The organism is Vibrio sp. zbq_1, from assembly GCF_043102935.1.
Lineage (GTDB): Bacteria > Pseudomonadota > Gammaproteobacteria > Enterobacterales > Vibrionaceae > Vibrio > Vibrio parahaemolyticus.
On record NZ_JBICJH010000004.1, the window covers coordinates 1027701 to 1045721 of the forward strand.

Annotated in this window: 13 protein-coding genes; 7 read left to right on the forward strand and 6 right to left on the reverse strand. The window is 43.9% G+C overall.

The genetic code is table 11. From position 1 onward, the window contains the following. Positions 1-88 precede the first annotated feature (88 nt). From ACF8CV_RS04930 to ACF8CV_RS04940, 3 genes are read left to right on the forward strand one after another with little or no spacing between them, the layout of a single operon-like run. On the forward strand, positions 89-1327 hold the full coding sequence (locus tag ACF8CV_RS04930) for an anaerobic sulfatase maturase (protein ID WP_171055859.1): 1239 nt from the start codon (positions 89-91) through the stop codon (positions 1325-1327). 7 nt (positions 1328-1334) lie between these two features. Further along, positions 1335-3704: an arylsulfatase gene (locus ACF8CV_RS04935; protein WP_025794803.1), complete on the forward strand. Its 2370-nt coding sequence runs from the start codon at positions 1335-1337 to the stop codon at positions 3702-3704. Positions 3705-3725: 21 nt separating this feature from the next. Continuing rightward, on the forward strand, positions 3726-4661 hold the full coding sequence (locus ACF8CV_RS04940; RefSeq protein WP_171055860.1) for a LysR family transcriptional regulator: 936 nt from the start codon (positions 3726-3728) through the stop codon (positions 4659-4661). Between the two features lie 112 nt (positions 4662-4773). Here ACF8CV_RS04940 and ACF8CV_RS04945 read toward each other — a convergent pair whose 3' ends face one another. Together ACF8CV_RS04945 and ACF8CV_RS04950 are read right to left on the reverse strand one after the other, a co-directional pair. Beyond that, on the reverse strand, positions 4774-4947 hold the full coding sequence (locus ACF8CV_RS04945) for a hypothetical protein (RefSeq protein ID WP_079741580.1): 174 nt from the start codon (positions 4945-4947) through the stop codon (positions 4774-4776). Between the two features lie 57 nt (positions 4948-5004). Continuing rightward, positions 5005-6555, reverse strand: a complete 1551-nt coding sequence (locus ACF8CV_RS04950; protein WP_025505329.1) for a PAS domain-containing methyl-accepting chemotaxis protein — start codon at positions 6553-6555, stop codon at positions 5005-5007. Between the two features lie 252 nt (positions 6556-6807). Here ACF8CV_RS04950 and modF point away from each other — a divergent pair, with 252 nt between their 5' ends. Continuing rightward, positions 6808-8262, forward strand: a complete 1455-nt coding sequence (gene modF / locus ACF8CV_RS04955; RefSeq protein WP_025505328.1) for a molybdate ABC transporter ATP-binding protein ModF — start codon at positions 6808-6810, stop codon at positions 8260-8262. A 13-nt stretch (positions 8263-8275) separates the two neighbouring features. On the opposite strand, the gene ACF8CV_RS04960 is transcribed toward modF, so the two are convergent. Beyond that, positions 8276-9742: an EAL domain-containing protein gene (locus tag ACF8CV_RS04960; RefSeq protein ID WP_138937360.1), complete on the reverse strand. Its 1467-nt coding sequence runs from the start codon at positions 9740-9742 to the stop codon at positions 8276-8278. 334 nt (positions 9743-10076) lie between these two features. Between ACF8CV_RS04960 and ACF8CV_RS04965 the strand changes: the two genes are divergently transcribed. From ACF8CV_RS04965 to ACF8CV_RS04975, 3 genes are all read left to right on the forward strand, one after another. Continuing rightward, a complete protein-coding gene (locus ACF8CV_RS04965) occupies positions 10077-10811 on the forward strand; it encodes an IclR family transcriptional regulator (protein ID WP_005482748.1) in 735 nt (244 codons plus the stop codon). A 6-nt stretch (positions 10812-10817) separates the two neighbouring features. Next, positions 10818-11657, forward strand: coding sequence for an arginase family protein (locus ACF8CV_RS04970; protein ID WP_005482584.1), 840 nt, complete (start codon positions 10818-10820; stop codon positions 11655-11657). A gap of 300 nt (positions 11658-11957) precedes the next feature. Next, complete coding sequence (locus ACF8CV_RS04975; protein ID WP_138937361.1) at positions 11958-14978, forward strand: DUF6701 domain-containing protein; 3021 nt, start codon at positions 11958-11960, stop codon at positions 14976-14978. 90 nt (positions 14979-15068) lie between these two features. Here ACF8CV_RS04975 and ACF8CV_RS04980 read toward each other — a convergent pair whose 3' ends face one another. The 3 genes from ACF8CV_RS04980 to ACF8CV_RS04990 form a co-directional block, all read right to left on the reverse strand. Then, complete coding sequence (locus ACF8CV_RS04980; RefSeq protein WP_005482719.1) at positions 15069-16361, reverse strand: DEAD/DEAH box helicase; 1293 nt, start codon at positions 16359-16361, stop codon at positions 15069-15071. A gap of 184 nt (positions 16362-16545) precedes the next feature. Further along, positions 16546-17532, reverse strand: coding sequence for a GTP-binding protein (locus ACF8CV_RS04985; RefSeq protein WP_025526409.1), 987 nt, complete (start codon positions 17530-17532; stop codon positions 16546-16548). 63 nt (positions 17533-17595) lie between these two features. Next, on the reverse strand, positions 17596-17859 hold the full coding sequence (locus tag ACF8CV_RS04990) for a hypothetical protein (protein WP_047725634.1): 264 nt from the start codon (positions 17857-17859) through the stop codon (positions 17596-17598). Positions 17860-18021: the final 162 nt, after the last annotated feature.

Genomic DNA, 18021 nt, shown 5'->3' on the forward strand with positions numbered 1-18021 from the left:
ATAAGTATCAAGTATCACTATTATCAATTGTGGACAAGAACATATTAATTAAACTAGTTCCATCTTGGTTGGAGTAGAAGAATCCCTTATGGCTGGTTTACATACTACAGTGAAAGTTGTTGGCTCAAAATGCAACTATGAATGTCAATATTGTTTTTATTTAGAGAAGGACCTGCTCTTAAAATCTAAAAAATCAATGAATATAGAAACGCTAGAGACTTATATTAAAAATTATATTTCTAGCCAAGATACGCCTATTGTCGAGTTCGCATGGCACGGTGGAGAACCTACATTGATAGGCATTGATTTTTTTGAAAAGGCTGTTGAGTTTCAAAAACAATACGCTAACGGAAAATTAATAAAGAACACAATTCAAACCAATGGTTCTAAATTAAACAGTGATTGGTGCCGATTTTTTCGAGAAAATAACTTCTTGGTTGGATTAAGTTTAGATGGGCCTGAGTGGCTTCAAGAAAAATACCGAACCAAACAAGGAAAAAGTGCTTTTAAAGAAAGCTTTTCTGCATTAAAGCTTCTACAAAAAATGAACGTTGAATACAACGTTTTGGCATGTGTGACCAAAGAGTATTGCAAACATGCTGAGGCTATCTATTCATTTTTCCGAAAGAATAAGGTGAAACATATTCAGTTCTCACCTCTTGTCGAATCATCTCCATTAGAAACAGAGCAAGCTCGTGGCCAGCACTTTGGTAGCAATTTGATTTTCTCGACAGACAAATACCATACAGATCCTCAGAAATACGAACCTATCGCTTGGTCTGTTGATGCCAAAGAATACGGACGTTTTCTCACCGACGTATTTCATCTTTGGGTTTCTCAAGATGTGGGCAAAGTCTTCATTTCGAACTTCGAACAGGCATTAACACAATATCTTGGCAACCCCTCTCCAAACTGTATTCATGCAAAAAAATGCGGCTCGTCTTATGCCGTTGAAGCAAATGGTGACGTTTATTTCTGTGACCATGTCGCCTACCCGGAATCGAAACTCGGCAATGTATTCGAAACATCGTTGCACGAGATGTCGCTGAATCACGAACTTCAGTTCAATAAAGAATCCCGCTTATCTATGCGATGTAAACAATGCCAGTTCTTGTCTCTCTGCAACGGCGGCTGCCCAAAACAACGCTATCTCTCCGCCACTGGAGAGCATGAAAACGTCCTTTGTGATGGTTATTTCTATTTTTTCAGCTCAGTACAAAAGTATTTGCAAGCAATGACGACGCTCTTAGCTCATGGCTATCCAGCAAGCTATGTCATGCAAGCATTAGACGGCCCTTTAATCCTAACACCCTCTAATAAAAGGTAATCAATAAATGGATATTTTGAAAACAACGGTGACCATCACCGGAGCACTCGCTCCGTGTTTGGTTGCGGCAGGAACGGTAGATAGAACAAAGCTCCCAATTCCTGACATTGAGCCCCAAACTTACACTCAACTCGACGTGCGAGATGTTCAGCGCCCCGAGCCAACTCGCCGAATAGCGGCACCAAAAGATGCACCTAACGTGCTTGTTATCTTGTTAGATGACGTCGGTTTTAGTCAGTCATCCCTTTTTGGTGGTGCAGTTGATATGCCAACACTTGACGCGTTGGCTAAACAAGGTCTTATCTATAACCAATTCCATACAACCGGCGTAAGCTCTGCAACTCGAACTGCCTTACTTACTGGCCGCAATCATCACCAAAATAATATGGGTTCAATTGCGGAAACATCGACGGCCTTCCCTGGCAATACAAGCGTTCGACCAAACTACATCGCTGCCCTACCAAAAATTTTGAAATATAACGGTTACAGCACGGCAATGTTTGGTAAAAACCACGAAATTCCAGCTTGGGAGACAGGGCCCGCAGGTAACCAAACGCTTTGGCCTTCTGAAGTGGGTTTTGACAAATTCTACGGCTTCTTCGGTGGTGAAACCGACCAGTTCCAACCCGTGTTGATTGACGGTAATACGCGCATTAAAACGCCACGTAAAAAGAACTATCACTTCACAGCAGATATGACCGACCAAACTATTGAATGGTTGAACCTGCAGCACAGCTATAATGCTGACCAACCGTTCTTCGCTTACTACGCTCCGGGGGCCGCACACGCCCCTCATCAGGCCCCAAGAGAATGGATTGATAAGTTCAAAGGCAAGTTCTCAATGGGCTGGGACAAACTAAGACAAGAGTCGTTTGAACGTCAGAAGAAGTTAGGCATTATTCCACAAGATACGGTTTTGCCACCAATGCCAGACTTTGTGCCTCGTTGGGATTCTCTCTCATCTGATGAAAAACGTGTCTTCGAACGCCAAATGGAAGTTTATGCAGGCTTCTTAGCACACACTGACCATGAGATCGGTCGAGTCATCGACACACTCAAGAAAAATGGTGAATTCGATAATACCTTAATCTTCTACATTGTCGGCGATAACGGTGCGAGCGCAGAAGGCAACCGTAACGGTAGCTTCAACTCACTGGCGTTCTATAACCTCATCACGGAAGATCCTAACCGCGTGCTAGAAAACATCGATAAGCTAGGCGGGCCAGATAGCTTCCCACACTACGCTTCAGGCTGGGCCGTAGCGGGTGACTCTCCATTTACTTGGACGAAGGGAATGTCTTCAGACTTTGGTGGCACTCGAAATGGTATGGTCGTGAGTTGGCCTGCGGGAATCGATAACAAAGGCCAGCCTTTGCGCGATCAATGGTCTCATGTTGTAGATATTGCTCCGACAGTACTAGAAGCCGCCAATTTACCAGTTCCAAAAGAAGTCGATGGTGTTGAGCAAATCCCGATGGCAGGCGTGAGCTTCACTAATACATTTAAGGAAACAAAAGCACAAACACGACACAAACCTCAATATTTCGAACTGGGAGGTAACCGTGCCATCTATCACGAAGGATGGCTAGCGCGTGTTACTCACTGGGCTTTAACTGAGGGGTCAACTAAGTTTAGAGACCTACAAGATGATAAATGGGAATTGTACGACACAACGAAAGATTTCTCTTTAGCCAACGACTTAGCAAAATCTAACCCTCAAAAGCTTGAGGAGCTGAAGAAGCTATTCGATAAAGAAGCAGAGAAAAACCATGTCTACCCTATCGATGATCGCACAATGGAACGTGTGAACGCAGAAATTGCGGGCCGACCTGATGCTCTGTTTGGTAAGAAGAGCCTAACGCTTTATGAAGGCGCAAGAGGCATCCCTGAAAACTCCTTCTTAAATATCAAAAATAAATCGTTTGATATTATTGCGGACATTTCAACAGACAATGCGTCAAAGACTAACGGTGTGATTATCGCGCAAGGCGGTAACTTCGGTGGTTGGACGTTATATGTGAAAAACGGCGTCCCAACCTTCGAATATAACTGGTTAACCTACGAGTACACTAAAGTCTCTGGTTCTAAACTAAAAGAAGGCAAGAACGAGATTAAAGTGGCATTCCGTTACGACGAGAACGGCCAAGGTGGTAAAGGTAACGCAGCTGGCAGAGGTAAAGGCGGTAACGTTTATCTCTACGTGAACGATAAGCTTGTTGAGAAGAAACTTATCCCTAACACAAACAGCCGCTTGTTCTCGCTCGACGATGGCGTGGGTATTGGTGAAGATGAAGGTGGCGCGGTGAGTAAAGACTACCAAGCACCATTCGAGTTCAATCAAAAAATTGAACAGGTCACAACCTCTATCGTTCAATAGCGATAAATCTCCTGAGTCATTATGTTAATAGTGGCTCAGGAGTCACTTCTCACTCCCGTTGATTTCCCCAACAATTCATTACTCGAGTTCAAGATGTCCAAAGCCATTGACCTAAACTTAATCAATACATTTATTGTGGTGACCGAGTGCCTTTCTTATACGAAAGCGGCGGATAAATTAGGTGTAACTCAGCCAGCGATAAGTGCTTCCATTAAACGGCTAGAGCGCACAACAAACACAAAGTTATTTACGAAACGAGGGCGAAATATTGAGCTAACCAGCACGGCCCAGAAATGGCTACCTCAACTACAACAAGCGCTGAGTGTAATCGATAGCGTGATCACCCAACCTGCTCCCTACAATGTGTACTGTTCAAATATCTATCCGGCTCAGCAATCCAAGCTTGAAAATGTCTTTTTTCATGAGTCAACATTAAGCGAAAACCATTTATTCTCTCTGCTTTACAGCAATGAAGCGGATTTACTATTGGGGGATATTGAAAGCAGAGAAGCGTCAATTATAGTGGAAGACGTTTGTCGAGAGCCTTGTGTTGTTATATGTCGAAACGGTCATCCAAGGATTGACGATCACATCTCCACCGAGATGTTAAGCGACGAAAAACATTGCGTACTTGCCAGTAAATGGAGTTTTGATACTGAGTTTGAAAAACATTTGGGCTTGATCGTCAAATCAAACAATATCGATTCTATCGCATCTAACTATTTGGGTATTCTCACCCACGTAGCTCAAAACGACTGCATCGGAGTCATTCCGCTATCTTTGGCAAAGAAATGGGGGAAAACCTTTAATATTAAGCATTTTACTTCCCCTTTGGGCGCTTGCTTTATTCAATATCAAATCGCATACCACCAACGAAAAGTGAACTGTAAAAGGCATGGAGCGATGCGAGCATTGATAAAATCTAGGGTATTAGAAGATCAACAACGTATCATTTAATCAATTGATTCCTCCCTACTTTTCAACAGATTTTATTGACAAAAAAGCCGTTGTTCATCAACGGCTTTCTGTTCACTTTCATTGCTTTAATACAACCGATTGATGAGAAAAGCTAAAAAGCGATACCTATCACGGCTTCCAACATTTTTAACTCTTCATGAGTCAAAAAATCCGTCGATTGCCTGCTGAGCACACTGCTATTGAATTCAACTATTGCTACATTCTGTTGCTCGTCTTTTTCATGTTTTGGTTGCTCCGGGGAAAAGTTGGCATTTTGCGTAACCATATTTGCTCCTACCCTATGCTTTATTTAGAGAAGCACTAAGCCATTTACTTCCGCTGCTTATGCGAATTTTTTTATCATGTCAGAGAGTTCATTCGTACAGTTTTGCACTCTGCTGTTCATCTGGTTGGTTTCTGTCATCAGATCATACGACTCGCTGTATTTCAAATTGAGCGATTGGATGTTCTCATTGATTTCATCCGTGACGTAGACCTGCTCTTCGATGGCGACGGCTATCTGTTGATTTCTTTCTACAACATCTTGGATCAACGACTCTAGTTGCTGAATGCTCTCAAGCGCCGTTCCAAGCAAAGTCACCGTCCCTGTAGACATCTCGTTGCCTTTCTCCAACGCAGAAACCGCAGACTTACTGCCATGTTGAATGCTCTCAATCGCAGATTTGATCTCTGTTGTGGACTCTTGAGTTCGTTTGGCAAGCGTTCTCACTTCATCCGCGACTACCGCAAAACCACGACCTTGCTCGCCTGCCCTTGCCGCTTCTATCGCAGCATTCAATGCCAGAAGATTGGTTTGTTCGGCAATGCCATTAATCACCTCAATAACCGTCCCTATTTGATCCGTTTGTTGATTCAAACGCATCACTACTTTCGAAATCTCACCCAACTCGCCAACAAGGTCGAGAACGGAATGGTTAACGTTATCGATAACATTGCGGCTATCAGTCATGGTGTTTTGCGCTTTCAGCGTCGCATCTGCGGTTGCTTGAGCATTATGAGATATCTCGGAAGACGATGCTTGCATCTCATTCACTGCGGTTGCAACAGAATCAATTTCGATTTTTTGCGCGCTTAGGTTTTCAGTAACGCGCTCACTGTTATCCGCCGCGCTATCGGCATTCGTTTTCGTCTCTTCACAGGAATCTTTTACCGAAACTCCTACTCTGCCTAACAAGGCGTTCGCGAACTGCTTCCTCATTTTCATAGCCAGTTCGATTTCTGCAAGATCATTCACTTTCCCGCAGTATATGTATTCCATCAACGGGTTATTGAAATCCTGCCTTGCTTGTTTAGCCAGCTTCTCAATTGGTCTGGTCAACATGTAAATGGATAATGCCGAAAGTAACGCTGCTGCGCTGAAAGCCACCATTGGTGATTGATTCATCTCTAGAAGTAACAAGCCCAAAAAGTTCGAAATAAAAAGGAAAAAGGCAGCTCTCATCCAAAGACGTGTTCGAGGTAGGTAAAGTTGAAGCGGTTTTTTATCATTTCGCAGTTTCGCGTAAGCTTTCTCTGCGCGTTTGACATAAATACGTTCTGGTTTAAAACGGACAGATTGGTATTCAACAATTTCACCGTTGTATTTGATTGGCGATGCAAACGCATCCACCCAGTAATATCCTCCATTTTTTCGTCTGTTTTTCACCATTCCCATCCAATGTTTCCCAGCTTTGAGATGAGACCAGAGGTCTTTAAACGCCTGTTTAGGCATATCTGGATGGCGAACAACGTTATGTGGTTTTCCTATCAACGCTCCTTCTTCAAAGCCAGCAACTTCATTAAAATGCGCACTGGCATATTTGATGTAACTTGATGGGTCGGTTATGGAAACGAGACTGTAGCTCGCAGGATAATCGTATTCCTTTTCACTCATATACATGCATCCTTACATTTAATAAATAAGTGCCACATATGAGTGTAGCAGCATAATATCCATACGCATAATGATGACTATATGGAAATATTCCCGCGACTTATTCAACAGAAGATTCGTTACATAAGTCTTTCATTTCTGGTCGTAACAATCTCTACTTTGGTTAAAATTAATACTGATATCCCCTTCCTTAGGCCCTTGGTTAGTTGTTATAACTAGTCCAATACAACAATAACAAGGAAGACAAACACAATGGCTATTCGCTTTAGTCAGCTTGCTGTACAAGGACATACCACCACACTTTCCATTAATGAATGGACAATCGATAACAATGACTCTTGGGGCATCTTCAGTGCAGAAGGCGACATCGGCTCCCTGCTAGGCGATCTGCTTTGTGGCGAACTGAAACCCACACAAGGGACGTTAGATCTTGGTGAATTGAAAGTCGCGCAAGTATCGCTTTCAGAGCAACAACGACTACTTGAACGTGAGCTAGAAAAGGACGACACCGATTTTCTCGATCGTATCGACCAAGGCAGTACCGTTTATGCTTTGATTTTTGAGTGCTGCCAAGATGCAGCAACAACGGAAAGACTGCTTGAGGAGCTCGACCTTCACCATTTAAAACAGAGCGGTTTTCGTGTTTTATCGACTGGCGAGACCAGACGAGTCATGCTCGCTAGAGCGTTGGCAACCCAACCTGACCTTGTGCTTCTGGATAATCCTTTTGTCGGTCTAGATGTTGCCCACCGCGCTTCACTCGCAACCTATTTGCACTCGCTTTCGCAATCCGTCCAGATGTTGATTACGTTTTCTCGCGAGTCCGACATGCCAGAATGGATAGATCATGTGGCGCTATTTAATGCCGGCAGTCTTGACAGCACAATGAATAAAGAAAGTTGGGACAACCACCCGATAATCGAACAAATCAAGTCACAATCCCAAAAACAAAGCGAAGAGATGATGGGGTTGATACGACGTCACCAACACTCTACACACTTCGATGATCCTATTTTCGAACTAAAAAATGGCCAAGTTGAATACACTGAAAAACGTATTTTCACTGACCTGAATTGGCGCATAGATAAAGGACAACACTGGCAAGTTAAAGGGCCAAACGGCTGTGGTAAAAGTACGTTATTGGGGCTGATATTTGGCGATCATCCACAATGCTACAGTAACGACATCCACATCTTCGGCAAGAAACGAGGCTCTGGCGAAAGCATCTGGGAGATAAAACAGCATATTGGCATGGTCTCCTCTGCACTGCATCTTCAATACCGAGTGAATTGCAGCGCGTTAGAGGTCATTCTGTCTGGGTTCTACGACTCGATTGGCTTGTATAATCAGCCTTCGCGTAAAGAGATTGACGTAGCTAAAGAGTGGCTTGATATCTTACACATGCGTCACTACGAAAAGACGTCTTTCAAACAGTTGGAATACGGTCAGCAACGTTTGCTGTTGATCGCGCGCGCTATAGTGAAGCAGCCAACGCTACTCATTTTGGATGAGCCTTATCAAGGTCTCGACTTTTTAGGACGACGCTTGGTAAAAAACACGTTGGAACTGATTGCACGTGAAAATCTCAGCCAATTGCTTTACGTCTCCCATTACCAAGAAGACAGCCTTGAGAGCATCAAAAACGATCTTGAGTTTGTCTTCGATGACGAAGCGCAGTGTTATCGCGCTCAAATTCATCACTGGTAATGCGTAACAAGAGCTAGGAAATCGGCTGCTGCGCAAGCAGGGAATATGGTAAAGGTTTGGAATACAGGTAGCCTTGATGGTATTGCACTCCCATATTTTTCAAATGCTCTGCTTGCGCCGGCGTTTCGACGCCTTCGGCAATCAACTTCACTTGCAGCTCGTCCGCAAAATGAACGATGGCATTCAATACGGATGCACTCACACTTTGAATGCCTATGGTTTCAACAAAACACTTGTCGATCTTCAAATAATCAATTTTCATGTGCTGCAAAAATGCTAACGACGTTTGGCCAGTTCCAAAGTCGTCAATCAGTACATCAATTCCGTGCACGCGCAGCGCTGCAATATGCTTCCTTGCTTCCCCATTGATCAACTGACGCTCCGTAATTTCGATGCCGAGCGACACATTGTTCTCACTTAGCTTCCTGTGGATGAGTTGCAGTTTTCTTATTACATGAGAACCGACAAGGTAGCCAGGAGGCACATTAACACCAAGATGCACCGGATGAGTAAACGTCAGTTTGGAGAAATCGTCCGCAGCTTTTTCTAAAACGTAGTCAGTCAGCAACGATACTAACCCGTTCTGTTCTGCCGCAGGAACAAATTCATCTGGAGCAATAAAACCTTTTTGTTGATGCTCCCAGCGTATAAGCGCTTCGTAACCAAACACGCGTCCGCTTTCAACATCAATTTGAGGCTGGTAATACAAGGTTAACTCGTTTTTTTTCAGTGCTTTTTTTAGTTCTGCTAAAAGGTTTCTTTGCGGATCGACAAACTTGTTTAACGCGTATAAGCAAAGATAAATCATCGCGATAATAGGCACTGAATAGATGATGTAAGAAATCAATTTTTGCTCGACAAACAAGTCGCTAGCTTCAGCGAGTGCTTGGTATTCAAACACCTTAGATTCATTAAAAGCAATCGGGTTTGTACCTTTTCTGGATGCGCCAGCGGGCACCACGTCGTCATGAATAAACAAAGCTGACCGCTTGAGGCGTAAATCGTTGTTAAATCCAATTGTCGCGCCAAAGTAGTCTCTATCAATGATGGTGATGGCTTTATATGTCTGCTGCCCTTGTGTCACCACTAGCAGTAATGGCTCATCTAGGCCGTTTCTCTGGCCGAAGGTTAAGGCATGATTGGGCGTGAAGGTTAAGTATTCAGAAAGCGGTTTGGATAAGTGTCCAAGCTTCGATGAGCAAATGATCTCATCACCTTTTACAATGAGCATTTCATCGATGTCTCGCTCAAACATCAAGTTTTGCTGCAACTGCTCACACCGTTCTGGATGAATAAGCGCAGTTCGGTTTTCAGTCTCAATTTGAAAGAGAATTTCATCCGCGATTTGTATGTTCTTTTCGAGCAAGTGATCGAGGTTACTTTGCACACTCTCGTGTGCCAAATAAAAAACCTCCGCAAATACCAAAGGAAGTGGCAGAAAAAAGATAGCAGCTTTCTTAAGAAGCATTTTATTCAGCATATAAAAGCGACCTTTTATAAACCGATTGACTCAGATGGTATCGAGAAAACGATACCCACCAGCAACTCACGTTTACAATATTATTCATTAGATTTATTGAGTATGCGAGACACCTCCTACTCTCGCAAATAAAACAAAATCTTAATTGTTTAAGTTCCAGTTTAGTGGCAGGAGACTCAAAGGTGAGACATCCACTTTTCAAGTTTTCTTCAATATTTAACCGCTCACTGCCATTTTCTCATTAAGTGAGAATTACTCATAAAAATTATTTTTCTTTTCTCAGTGATTAAGAATTATATTTGTCCTATATCTTTTAACACGTTACAACTCTCTCATGACATTAAACAAAGCCAACGCTAATCAGGTAAACGAAAAGGCACTGCAATTATTAATGCAAGTTGCGGTAAGCCAATTCCCAGTCTCTGCGAAAACACTCAGCGAACAATTGAACGTTCCATTAAGCAGTTTGTATCGACATCTAAAACTGCTGAAAGAATGGAACTTGATTGAAGAAAGTGTGCACGACAAGACGTTTGTTGTTGGACCAGCAGCCTTACTGTTGATGCACAGCTATGAAACCGCTCAGCACGGCCTTGATATGGTTGAAACCATCTTGGCGCGCTTGGTACAGCAAACGGGGGAAATGGCGGCGTACATGGTGCCATCGGGTTATCGAGCGCTTTGTGTCAGACAAAAAGAAAGTATGCAGGCGCTACGATGCAGCTTCGTCCAGGGTCAAAGTCAACCCCTGCTTCGTGGCGCCTCATCTAAAGTGATGCTGGCTTTTATGCCTCAAAGTCGTTGCGAAAAGATCTTACGTTACTTTAGCCAAGATCATCGCTTAGACGAATGGGAAGAAGAGCTCGCCACAATCCGAAAGAACGGCTATGCCGTAAGTACCTCCGAGATTGACCCTGGTGTTTCTGGTATCAGTGCGCCAGTCATGAAAGGAAGTAAGCTGGTTGGCGCAGTTTCGGTTATGGCTCCGGCACACCGAGTAGAAAAGGATAAGCAGCGCATTATTTTGCATGTGTTGCAGGCGGCAAGGGCACTACCACCAGAAAGGTAATTCAACATGTTAAGCTTTTTCAAACGCTATAAGTTTCATCACACACCAAAGCAGCCGCATCATTATCCTTTTTCTTTTATGACGGTTTGCGAACACTTAGCCCCTATGTCTAAAGGTGCGTTTGAATTAGCAGACCAAAGTTTGGAAAACGCGAGCGAATGGTTGTATCAACAACATGATCACGCGACAGCAGCGAATTTCGGTCATTTTTCTCACTCAAAATTAGAGAGTGGTGAATTTCAGGAAGCATTGAGCCTATCGCTTTCTCGCCACTCAATCCCTGTGTTGGTTTCTAACTGCACGGAAGCCATTTTATCGATGCTTCCTGTCGTTGTGTCGTACCGCGATGAAGTGGGCATTGTGAATATCGGCCATAAGATGAGCCTAAAGCCGACGCTTGAACCTCGCATGGGTTCAGCGTTTCACTTTGCCCTTTCTCGCTATCAAAATGTGCGACTATTTTTTGCTGGCGTAAGCGAGCAAGACACGAAACAAGAAACCTTGGAATACGCCGAAGATCAAGGCTGTGATTGGGTAACGGATCGTGAGTTTACGTTCAGACATCGCAACCATGTAAAGCAGCAAATCAGCAATTATTTGGATCACTGTGACCAAATCATTGTGACGATAGATTTGGGTTCACTATCAACGAAAAACAATCTTGAAGGTACGCCATCGCTGGATATTCAAATGGTACTAAGAACATTAAGGCTGTGTTTGGTATCTGGTAAGGTAAAAGCGATTCAACTTGTAGGCGACCGTGACCGATTGGTGTATTCACGACAAACCAAAGCCATTCTTGAGGAGTTGTATCAGATGGCTCCCCTGCTCGACCACGCGGCGTAGCGAATAATTGTACAGAATAAGGCCATCACTTAGCCTTATTCTGGCAGAGCCTCACCTTTTATTATCATTTACTAACAAATACTTACACCATCAATGCGACTTATGTCACATTTATCTATTGAACAAACAACCCATCTAAGTTCTAATATCCTTACATCACTATGGTATGACATACGAAATAAAAATCCCCATAGTTCAATAACTAAGCGGTTCTTCTAATAATATTTAGCCGCTATTTTTCTGAGACACTTATTTTCTCTCGCTTGATGTCATTCAGTTCCACGAGATTTAGGATACTTAATGATGCGTCTTTACTGCGTTATTGCTACGGCCATGTTGATGCCGTTAACAGCACAAGCAACGGTTTATGACGTTGCGAAACCTTCTGAGCTAAACCAAATATGCTCAACTCATAGTTCTTTTGATATTCAAAGAACAGACACTACCTTTTTTTGCCATGGCAAGATCGTATTACCCGCTGGTGATTCCATCATCTCCTCTTCACCTGAGAACGAAGTCATACTAGAAGCTCATCACGGCATTGTTTTAGAGGGCAATAACCGAATTGGTGAGCCCAATAAACGCATCTCACTTCGCTCGCTTTCAGTCGAGTTGAAGGTTAACAATGAGCAAGCTTCTAGCATTGAAGATTACCAAAACAAACACACTGTTATTTATGGTGACCTTCTGTCGGCCTACCCAACAAAACTGCATAATGTTCTCATCGATGGGGATATAGTGCTAACGGGGTCGACGCTTCATATTGACGGTAAGTACAACACCATTATTGGTAAAATTTTGACTCACAGTACGACCGATATATTCAATGCTAACGTTTGTGGCACCATTGAATCAAAAGGCCATCAATTGCATCTCAAGACGAATCACCCTTTCCAACAACATTTCGTCGTCGGTGATATTGTGGCGCACAGTTCTCTGCTTATTGATGATATGGCGATTTACGGCACGACAGAGTCCAAAGGTGCATCTGCCGCACTGAACGGTTCGTTCTACGCGAAAGATACTGCGATTAAATACTTCCAGACATTAAACTTTAATCAAGGTGTTGGAAGTCAGGTTTGCGGCGAAATCCAACAAACGCCGGGAAGCTCGCACCCTTATAGTGTAACTGGCAAGTATTCTCAGTTCTGCGGTGTTGGCCAATCACGTTGTGATTACTCGAGCTCCATTTGTCCGAGCACCGCAACTCCGCCGCCTGAGTGTAGCATGTTGCCTCCAAGTAACGATAACTTGGGCCTGACGGTGACACCATCTGATGACATGGCGTTGATGTGCGGTGACGATCTCCCGCAATTCACAGCGATCACAACCAACAACGATGAAGTAGTCAGCGCACCCGTGATGGCAATATTGTCTGATCCCGACTTGTTCACGCTAGAGGTAGTGAAAGGGAAACCGACCTCAACTGAAAACCAGTTTCAATCTAACGATAATGGTGAGCTCGTTGTTCGTGTGGTTCCAAACGACATCAATAAGATCGCATTAGACGCCAATTACTATCTGACTTTCACGATGGTCGGAGACTCCGCTAAGGAGCAAACTGTCAACTTCATGTTTACGCCGTTTATGTTCGAAGCGTATTCAAATGAAAGACGGACACTGAATGAAATTCGCGTCATCGCTGGTAAACCAGAAAATGTTCATACACGTCTGCTCGCTTGTGCCTCCACAGGAGAACCCGTCGTTGCCAGCAATTACAATGGTAAACCCAAAGTAGTTCACCCTTTAATTAAACCTCTCGGTGGAAGCGAAGGTGATTTTAGTTATTCTGCTGAGTTCAAAGACGGATTATCGGAACATGGCTTAATTACTAACGAATCCGGACTGTTCGAGGTGACATTATCCGACCAATTCGAATGTAAAGGATTTTCAGAGTGTCCGGACGACGGCACAGTTGAAGTAACAGGCAAGTTTAATGTGTACTCGCGACCATGGACCTTGGCAATCTGTGAGAACCAAAACACCTTGCCTTCAGGCACATCCGAACAAGGTGATAAGTTCATTGCCGCTGGCGAACATTTCTCGTTAACGGTGAAACCCGTCATCTGGCAAAAAGGGGGTTCTATCAGTGATCCTATCGACTCATCAGCTTATTGTGATGCTTTGGTCACGACCAACTTTATGCATGATGGCGCACCAGCAGCATCGGTTGTTTTGTCGAGCGAGCAACACTCGCCTTTAGACACGGCAAACCAAACCTCGACGCTGTTGAAAAGTAATTATGCGTTAACTCAAGGACACCAATCAGCCAAGAACCATCGCTTCGTTTTTAACGGATTGTATTGGGAAGAAGTCGGCAGCTTGAAAGTGAAAGCAAACCTCGGCAGTACATATTTTGGCATGAAGGTTAACGAAGGTTATCGCCATATCGGACGTTTCTATCCGAAGTACTTCAAAGTGCAAAGTCAAGATTGGACTTACCCTAAAAACCAAGGCTTTGTATACATGAATCAACCGTTTGAGAAAGTTACCTACGATGTGGTTGCGCTAAACGCAAACAAAGAGGACGTAAAAAACTACGCCCATTTTGCGCCAAGTCTACAACAACATTTTTACTTAGGAGAGCTTGGCGGATACCAAGATCGTTTTGTGCCACCAGCACCACAAAAGGCAGAATGGAAACGCATCGGCGATGCCAGTATCGGTCAGTTTGTGATTGAAAAAGCATCTACAAATGCAACGTGTCACAACAGCCCGTGTTGGGAGAAAGATATAACTAAAGGTCAGTACCCTGACGGCCCGTTCAACCGCGGTGCAAACAGCAAGGACAGTAAAATTGGCTTAGTGACTACTCACGTGGTTGATGAGGTGAACTTCTTCGATGGCGGTGAAATTCTGACGAAACAACCAGACATTCGTTTTGGTCGCTTGAACTTTAAGGATGTTGGAGGAAATCAGGGCATGAAGATCAAAGTGCCATTGGACGTAGAGGTGTGGCAAAACGGTAGATTTGTTACAAACTTCGATGACAACTCGACAACCGCAAATGGTGCGTACTACACCAGCACGCCTATTTGGTCGAACGCACCGGTAAATAACGCCCAGTTATCTGGTGTTGCTAAGATGAGTGTTGGCAGAACCAACGACATCATTGCAAGCCAAATTGACGCGGCAAGAGAACAAATTCAGTTCAGCCTAAATCTAGATCACTCAGGCAACCAACTTCCTTGGCTCAAATACGACTGGGAAACTTCGACTCCTGAAGAAGAAAACCCGCCAACAATAGTCACGTTTGGTATTCACCGTGGAAACGATCGCATTATCTATCGTGGTGAGCCGAATATGCTCGGCTTAAATTAGCATCTTAAACCAACACTAGACGGCAAATAAAAAGAGCCTCTCAATTGAGGGGCTCTTTCGTTACAAACGAATGTAATTATCTAACCGTGTTTAGTTCGTGCCACGACGCGCTTTCAAACGCTTCACCATTGCAAGACGACGCTCTGCTGAGCCTTGGTCTGTCGCAGACTGGTTAGGGTTATTACGACGACCTTGACGGTTCTTAAACGCCGGTTTCGAGTTCAATTTCTCGATGTAAGATTCACGCTGCTTTGGCTCATAACCCGCAAGTTCGATACGACGAATGCGTTGCTGGATGAGGTTTTCTACTTGAACAACCGTTAGCTCTTCATCTCGGTTTACGAACGAAACCGCATGACCTTGCTTACCCGCTCGACCAGTACGGCCGATTCGGTGAACGTAATCTTCAGCAAGGAAAGGCATGTCGTAGTTCACTACGTGAGGCAGATCTTCAATATCCAAACCGCGCGCTGCCACGTCCGTTGCTACCATGACGCGAACTTTGCCCGTTTTGAACTCTTCTAGCGCACGACGACGAGCACTCTGAGCACGGTCACCGTGACAAACTACTGCTTTGATGCCGTCAAGTTTCAGCTCTTTCACCACATCATTTGCGGTTTCTTTGTAGTTTACAAACACCAAAACTTGTTGCCAGTTTTTGCGACCGATCAGTTCAGAAAGCAGTTCTGTTTTACGTTCTTGATCGACTGGGTAAAGTACGTGAGCAACAGTGTGCGCGGTAGTGTTTGCACGCTCTACTTCGATGCGTTTTGGTTTACGCAAAATGTCTTTCGCTAACAGATTTAGCTGGCTTGAAGTCGTTGCCGAGAACATCATGATTTGCGGATCAGTATCAACGTCCAACATGATCTTACGAACAGCGTGAATAAAGCCCATATCCAGAATACGGTCAGCTTCATCAAAAACAAGGAACTCAAGGTTCGCAACAGAAACGTTGCCTTGTTCGATGTGCTCTTCCAAGCGGCCTGGCGTTGCAACCAGAATATCGACGCCGTTTTCTAAAGCAGAAACTTGTGAAGACATTTTACGACCACCAAATACAGCCACAACCGATAGGTCTGTGTACTTAGTGTACGCTTTAATGTTGTCAGCAATCTGCTCTGCCAGTTCACGCGTTGGTGCCAAGATAAGTGCACGGGCGGTTTTACGAGAAGCAGTACGACCGCTGTCTAGCAGCTGTTGAATCATAGGCAATGAAAACGCTGCAGTTTTACCAGTACCTGTTTGTGCTGTAGCGAAAATATCATGGCCTTTACGAGCCATTGGAATCGCCTTCTGTTGAATTGGCGTTAACTTTTCATAACCGCATTCTGCCAGTGCTTTAACCACTTCTGGCGCAAAACCTTGAGATGAAAATGACATTGAGCGTATTCCTTAAACAAACCACTTAAAATAGCTTTAAAAATTTAGCCGTGCACTATACCCGAATTTGAGTGATTTATCTCACTTTTCTCACTGAAACTCGATAAAAGAAAAAACGGTGAACCCTGCCATGCAGTCGATTCACCGTTTCATTCCAATATTTGCGCGAAGAATGGCGAATTCCCTATCCTTCGACACCCGCAAGTTGCAGTAATATTTGCTCTAGTTCATCCCAAGGAAGAAGCTGAGAATCAATCACTTCAAGTCGTGATTCAAACCCTTCTAAGCTGATTTCGTTGACCGATACCACGCGATTTGCCACGTTAAATGCGTAACACCCTTGATTGGTGTTGACTACCGCTTTCACACGTTCGGCAGTTAGGTCAGACAACATCGAGAACAGCTTATCAAAATCGAACTTGTATTCAGCGCCAAATAGCCAGCCACAACTGAAATAGCCCTGCCCTTTGTTCTCTTTACGGATGAAAGCTTCACCCGGTGGTAACTGAAACTGAGGCTCTTGGTGTGCATGCTCATGGTGATGCGCTTCGATATGAGAAGAAGCACTGCCGTGTACGCGTTCAATATCCAGAACTTCAATCGGCAGCTCGCCGTTGTGAATCAACTTACTGAACACTTTAGCTGGCGTTTGATCGGTAACCCAATCGTTGAACACATCAATATCATGGCTTGAACAGAGATCGACTTTGCTGCCAATCACCACATCGGCACTGTCTAGCTGATCAACAAAGTTTTGATTAGACGTGTATTTTTCATCGCTCAAGTTACGAGGGTCGACTAACGCGATGGTCGCCTTTAGATCAACGTATGGCAGATATTGCTCTGATGTCAGCGTCGCAATCACTTGTTTTGGATGACCAAGGCCTGTTGGTTCAATCAACAAACGATCTGGTTTTTGGCGCAATAATGCCGTAATACCAACAGACATAGGAACGCCTGCGGTACAACACATGCAACCGCCCGGCACTTCTTTAATCAACGCACCTTGGTCGGTCATTAATGCACCATCGATGCCAATCTCACCAAACTCATTGACCAACACCGCCCAATTTTCATTTTCAGGTTTGTTCTTTAAAAGATTTAAAATCGTGGTCGTTTTACCGACACCCAAAAATCCGGTCAGTATGTTGGTAGGTACTCGATTTGACATGTTTTTCTCCGACACAGTCGTGCATTAGTGCTGGGGCAAAGTATACGGAGAATGTGACTTGCTTCAACGCTTTTTATCACGCTCGCTTATGTCTTGATTTAATGTGTGACGGTTTGAGTTTTGAGAATAGTCAGAATGACTTACCACCTCTGCACGTTTCACATTCGACAGGTACATACTGGTGTGAATGACACAGGTAAAGAATGCGATAATCGCGACTAAGATTGGAAGGATTCCGAGCGTGTTTTCGAATTTAAGCGCAGCGATAGCCAAAGCGAAAACAACGACAGAGATAAGTGCAATAGCCTTACTTTTGTTGCTTTTCATGATAACTCGCCTTTTTTGAGAGTAAGCCCCTGACACCTCCTGTGACAAGGGCACCGAACGAAAGTCTTACACCTTCAATCCGACACTCTAATGCTACTCCTTTCGAAGTAAGCAAAATTTGAACAAGTTAACATTTGACAGAACATATGCTTAGTAACTTAT

What these genes read in the sequence shown, in the direction of transcription:
- ACF8CV_RS04930 (WP_171055859.1), top strand. Translation starts at nt 89, where the DNA reads ATGGCTGGTTTACATACTACAGTGAAAGTTGTTGGCTCAAAATGCAAC.
- ACF8CV_RS04935 (WP_025794803.1), top strand. Translation starts at nt 1,335, where the DNA reads ATGGATATTTTGAAAACAACGGTGACCATCACCGGAGCACTCGCTCCG.
- ACF8CV_RS04940 (WP_171055860.1), top strand. Translation starts at nt 3,726, where the DNA reads ATGTTAATAGTGGCTCAGGAGTCACTTCTCACTCCCGTTGATTTCCCC.
- ACF8CV_RS04945 (WP_079741580.1), bottom strand. Translation starts at nt 4,947, where the DNA reads ATGGTTACGCAAAATGCCAACTTTTCCCCGGAGCAACCAAAACATGAA.
- ACF8CV_RS04950 (WP_025505329.1), bottom strand. Translation starts at nt 6,555, where the DNA reads ATGAGTGAAAAGGAATACGATTATCCTGCGAGCTACAGTCTCGTTTCC.
- modF (WP_025505328.1), top strand. Translation starts at nt 6,808, where the DNA reads ATGGCTATTCGCTTTAGTCAGCTTGCTGTACAAGGACATACCACCACA.
- ACF8CV_RS04960 (WP_138937360.1), bottom strand. Translation starts at nt 9,742, where the DNA reads ATGCTGAATAAAATGCTTCTTAAGAAAGCTGCTATCTTTTTTCTGCCA.
- ACF8CV_RS04965 (WP_005482748.1), top strand. Translation starts at nt 10,077, where the DNA reads ATGACATTAAACAAAGCCAACGCTAATCAGGTAAACGAAAAGGCACTG.
- ACF8CV_RS04970 (WP_005482584.1), top strand. Translation starts at nt 10,818, where the DNA reads ATGTTAAGCTTTTTCAAACGCTATAAGTTTCATCACACACCAAAGCAG.
- ACF8CV_RS04975 (WP_138937361.1), top strand. Translation starts at nt 11,958, where the DNA reads ATGATGCGTCTTTACTGCGTTATTGCTACGGCCATGTTGATGCCGTTA.
- ACF8CV_RS04980 (WP_005482719.1), bottom strand. Translation starts at nt 16,361, where the DNA reads ATGTCATTTTCATCTCAAGGTTTTGCGCCAGAAGTGGTTAAAGCACTG.
- ACF8CV_RS04985 (WP_025526409.1), bottom strand. Translation starts at nt 17,532, where the DNA reads ATGTCAAATCGAGTACCTACCAACATACTGACCGGATTTTTGGGTGTC.
- ACF8CV_RS04990 (WP_047725634.1), bottom strand. Translation starts at nt 17,859, where the DNA reads ATGAAAAGCAACAAAAGTAAGGCTATTGCACTTATCTCTGTCGTTGTT.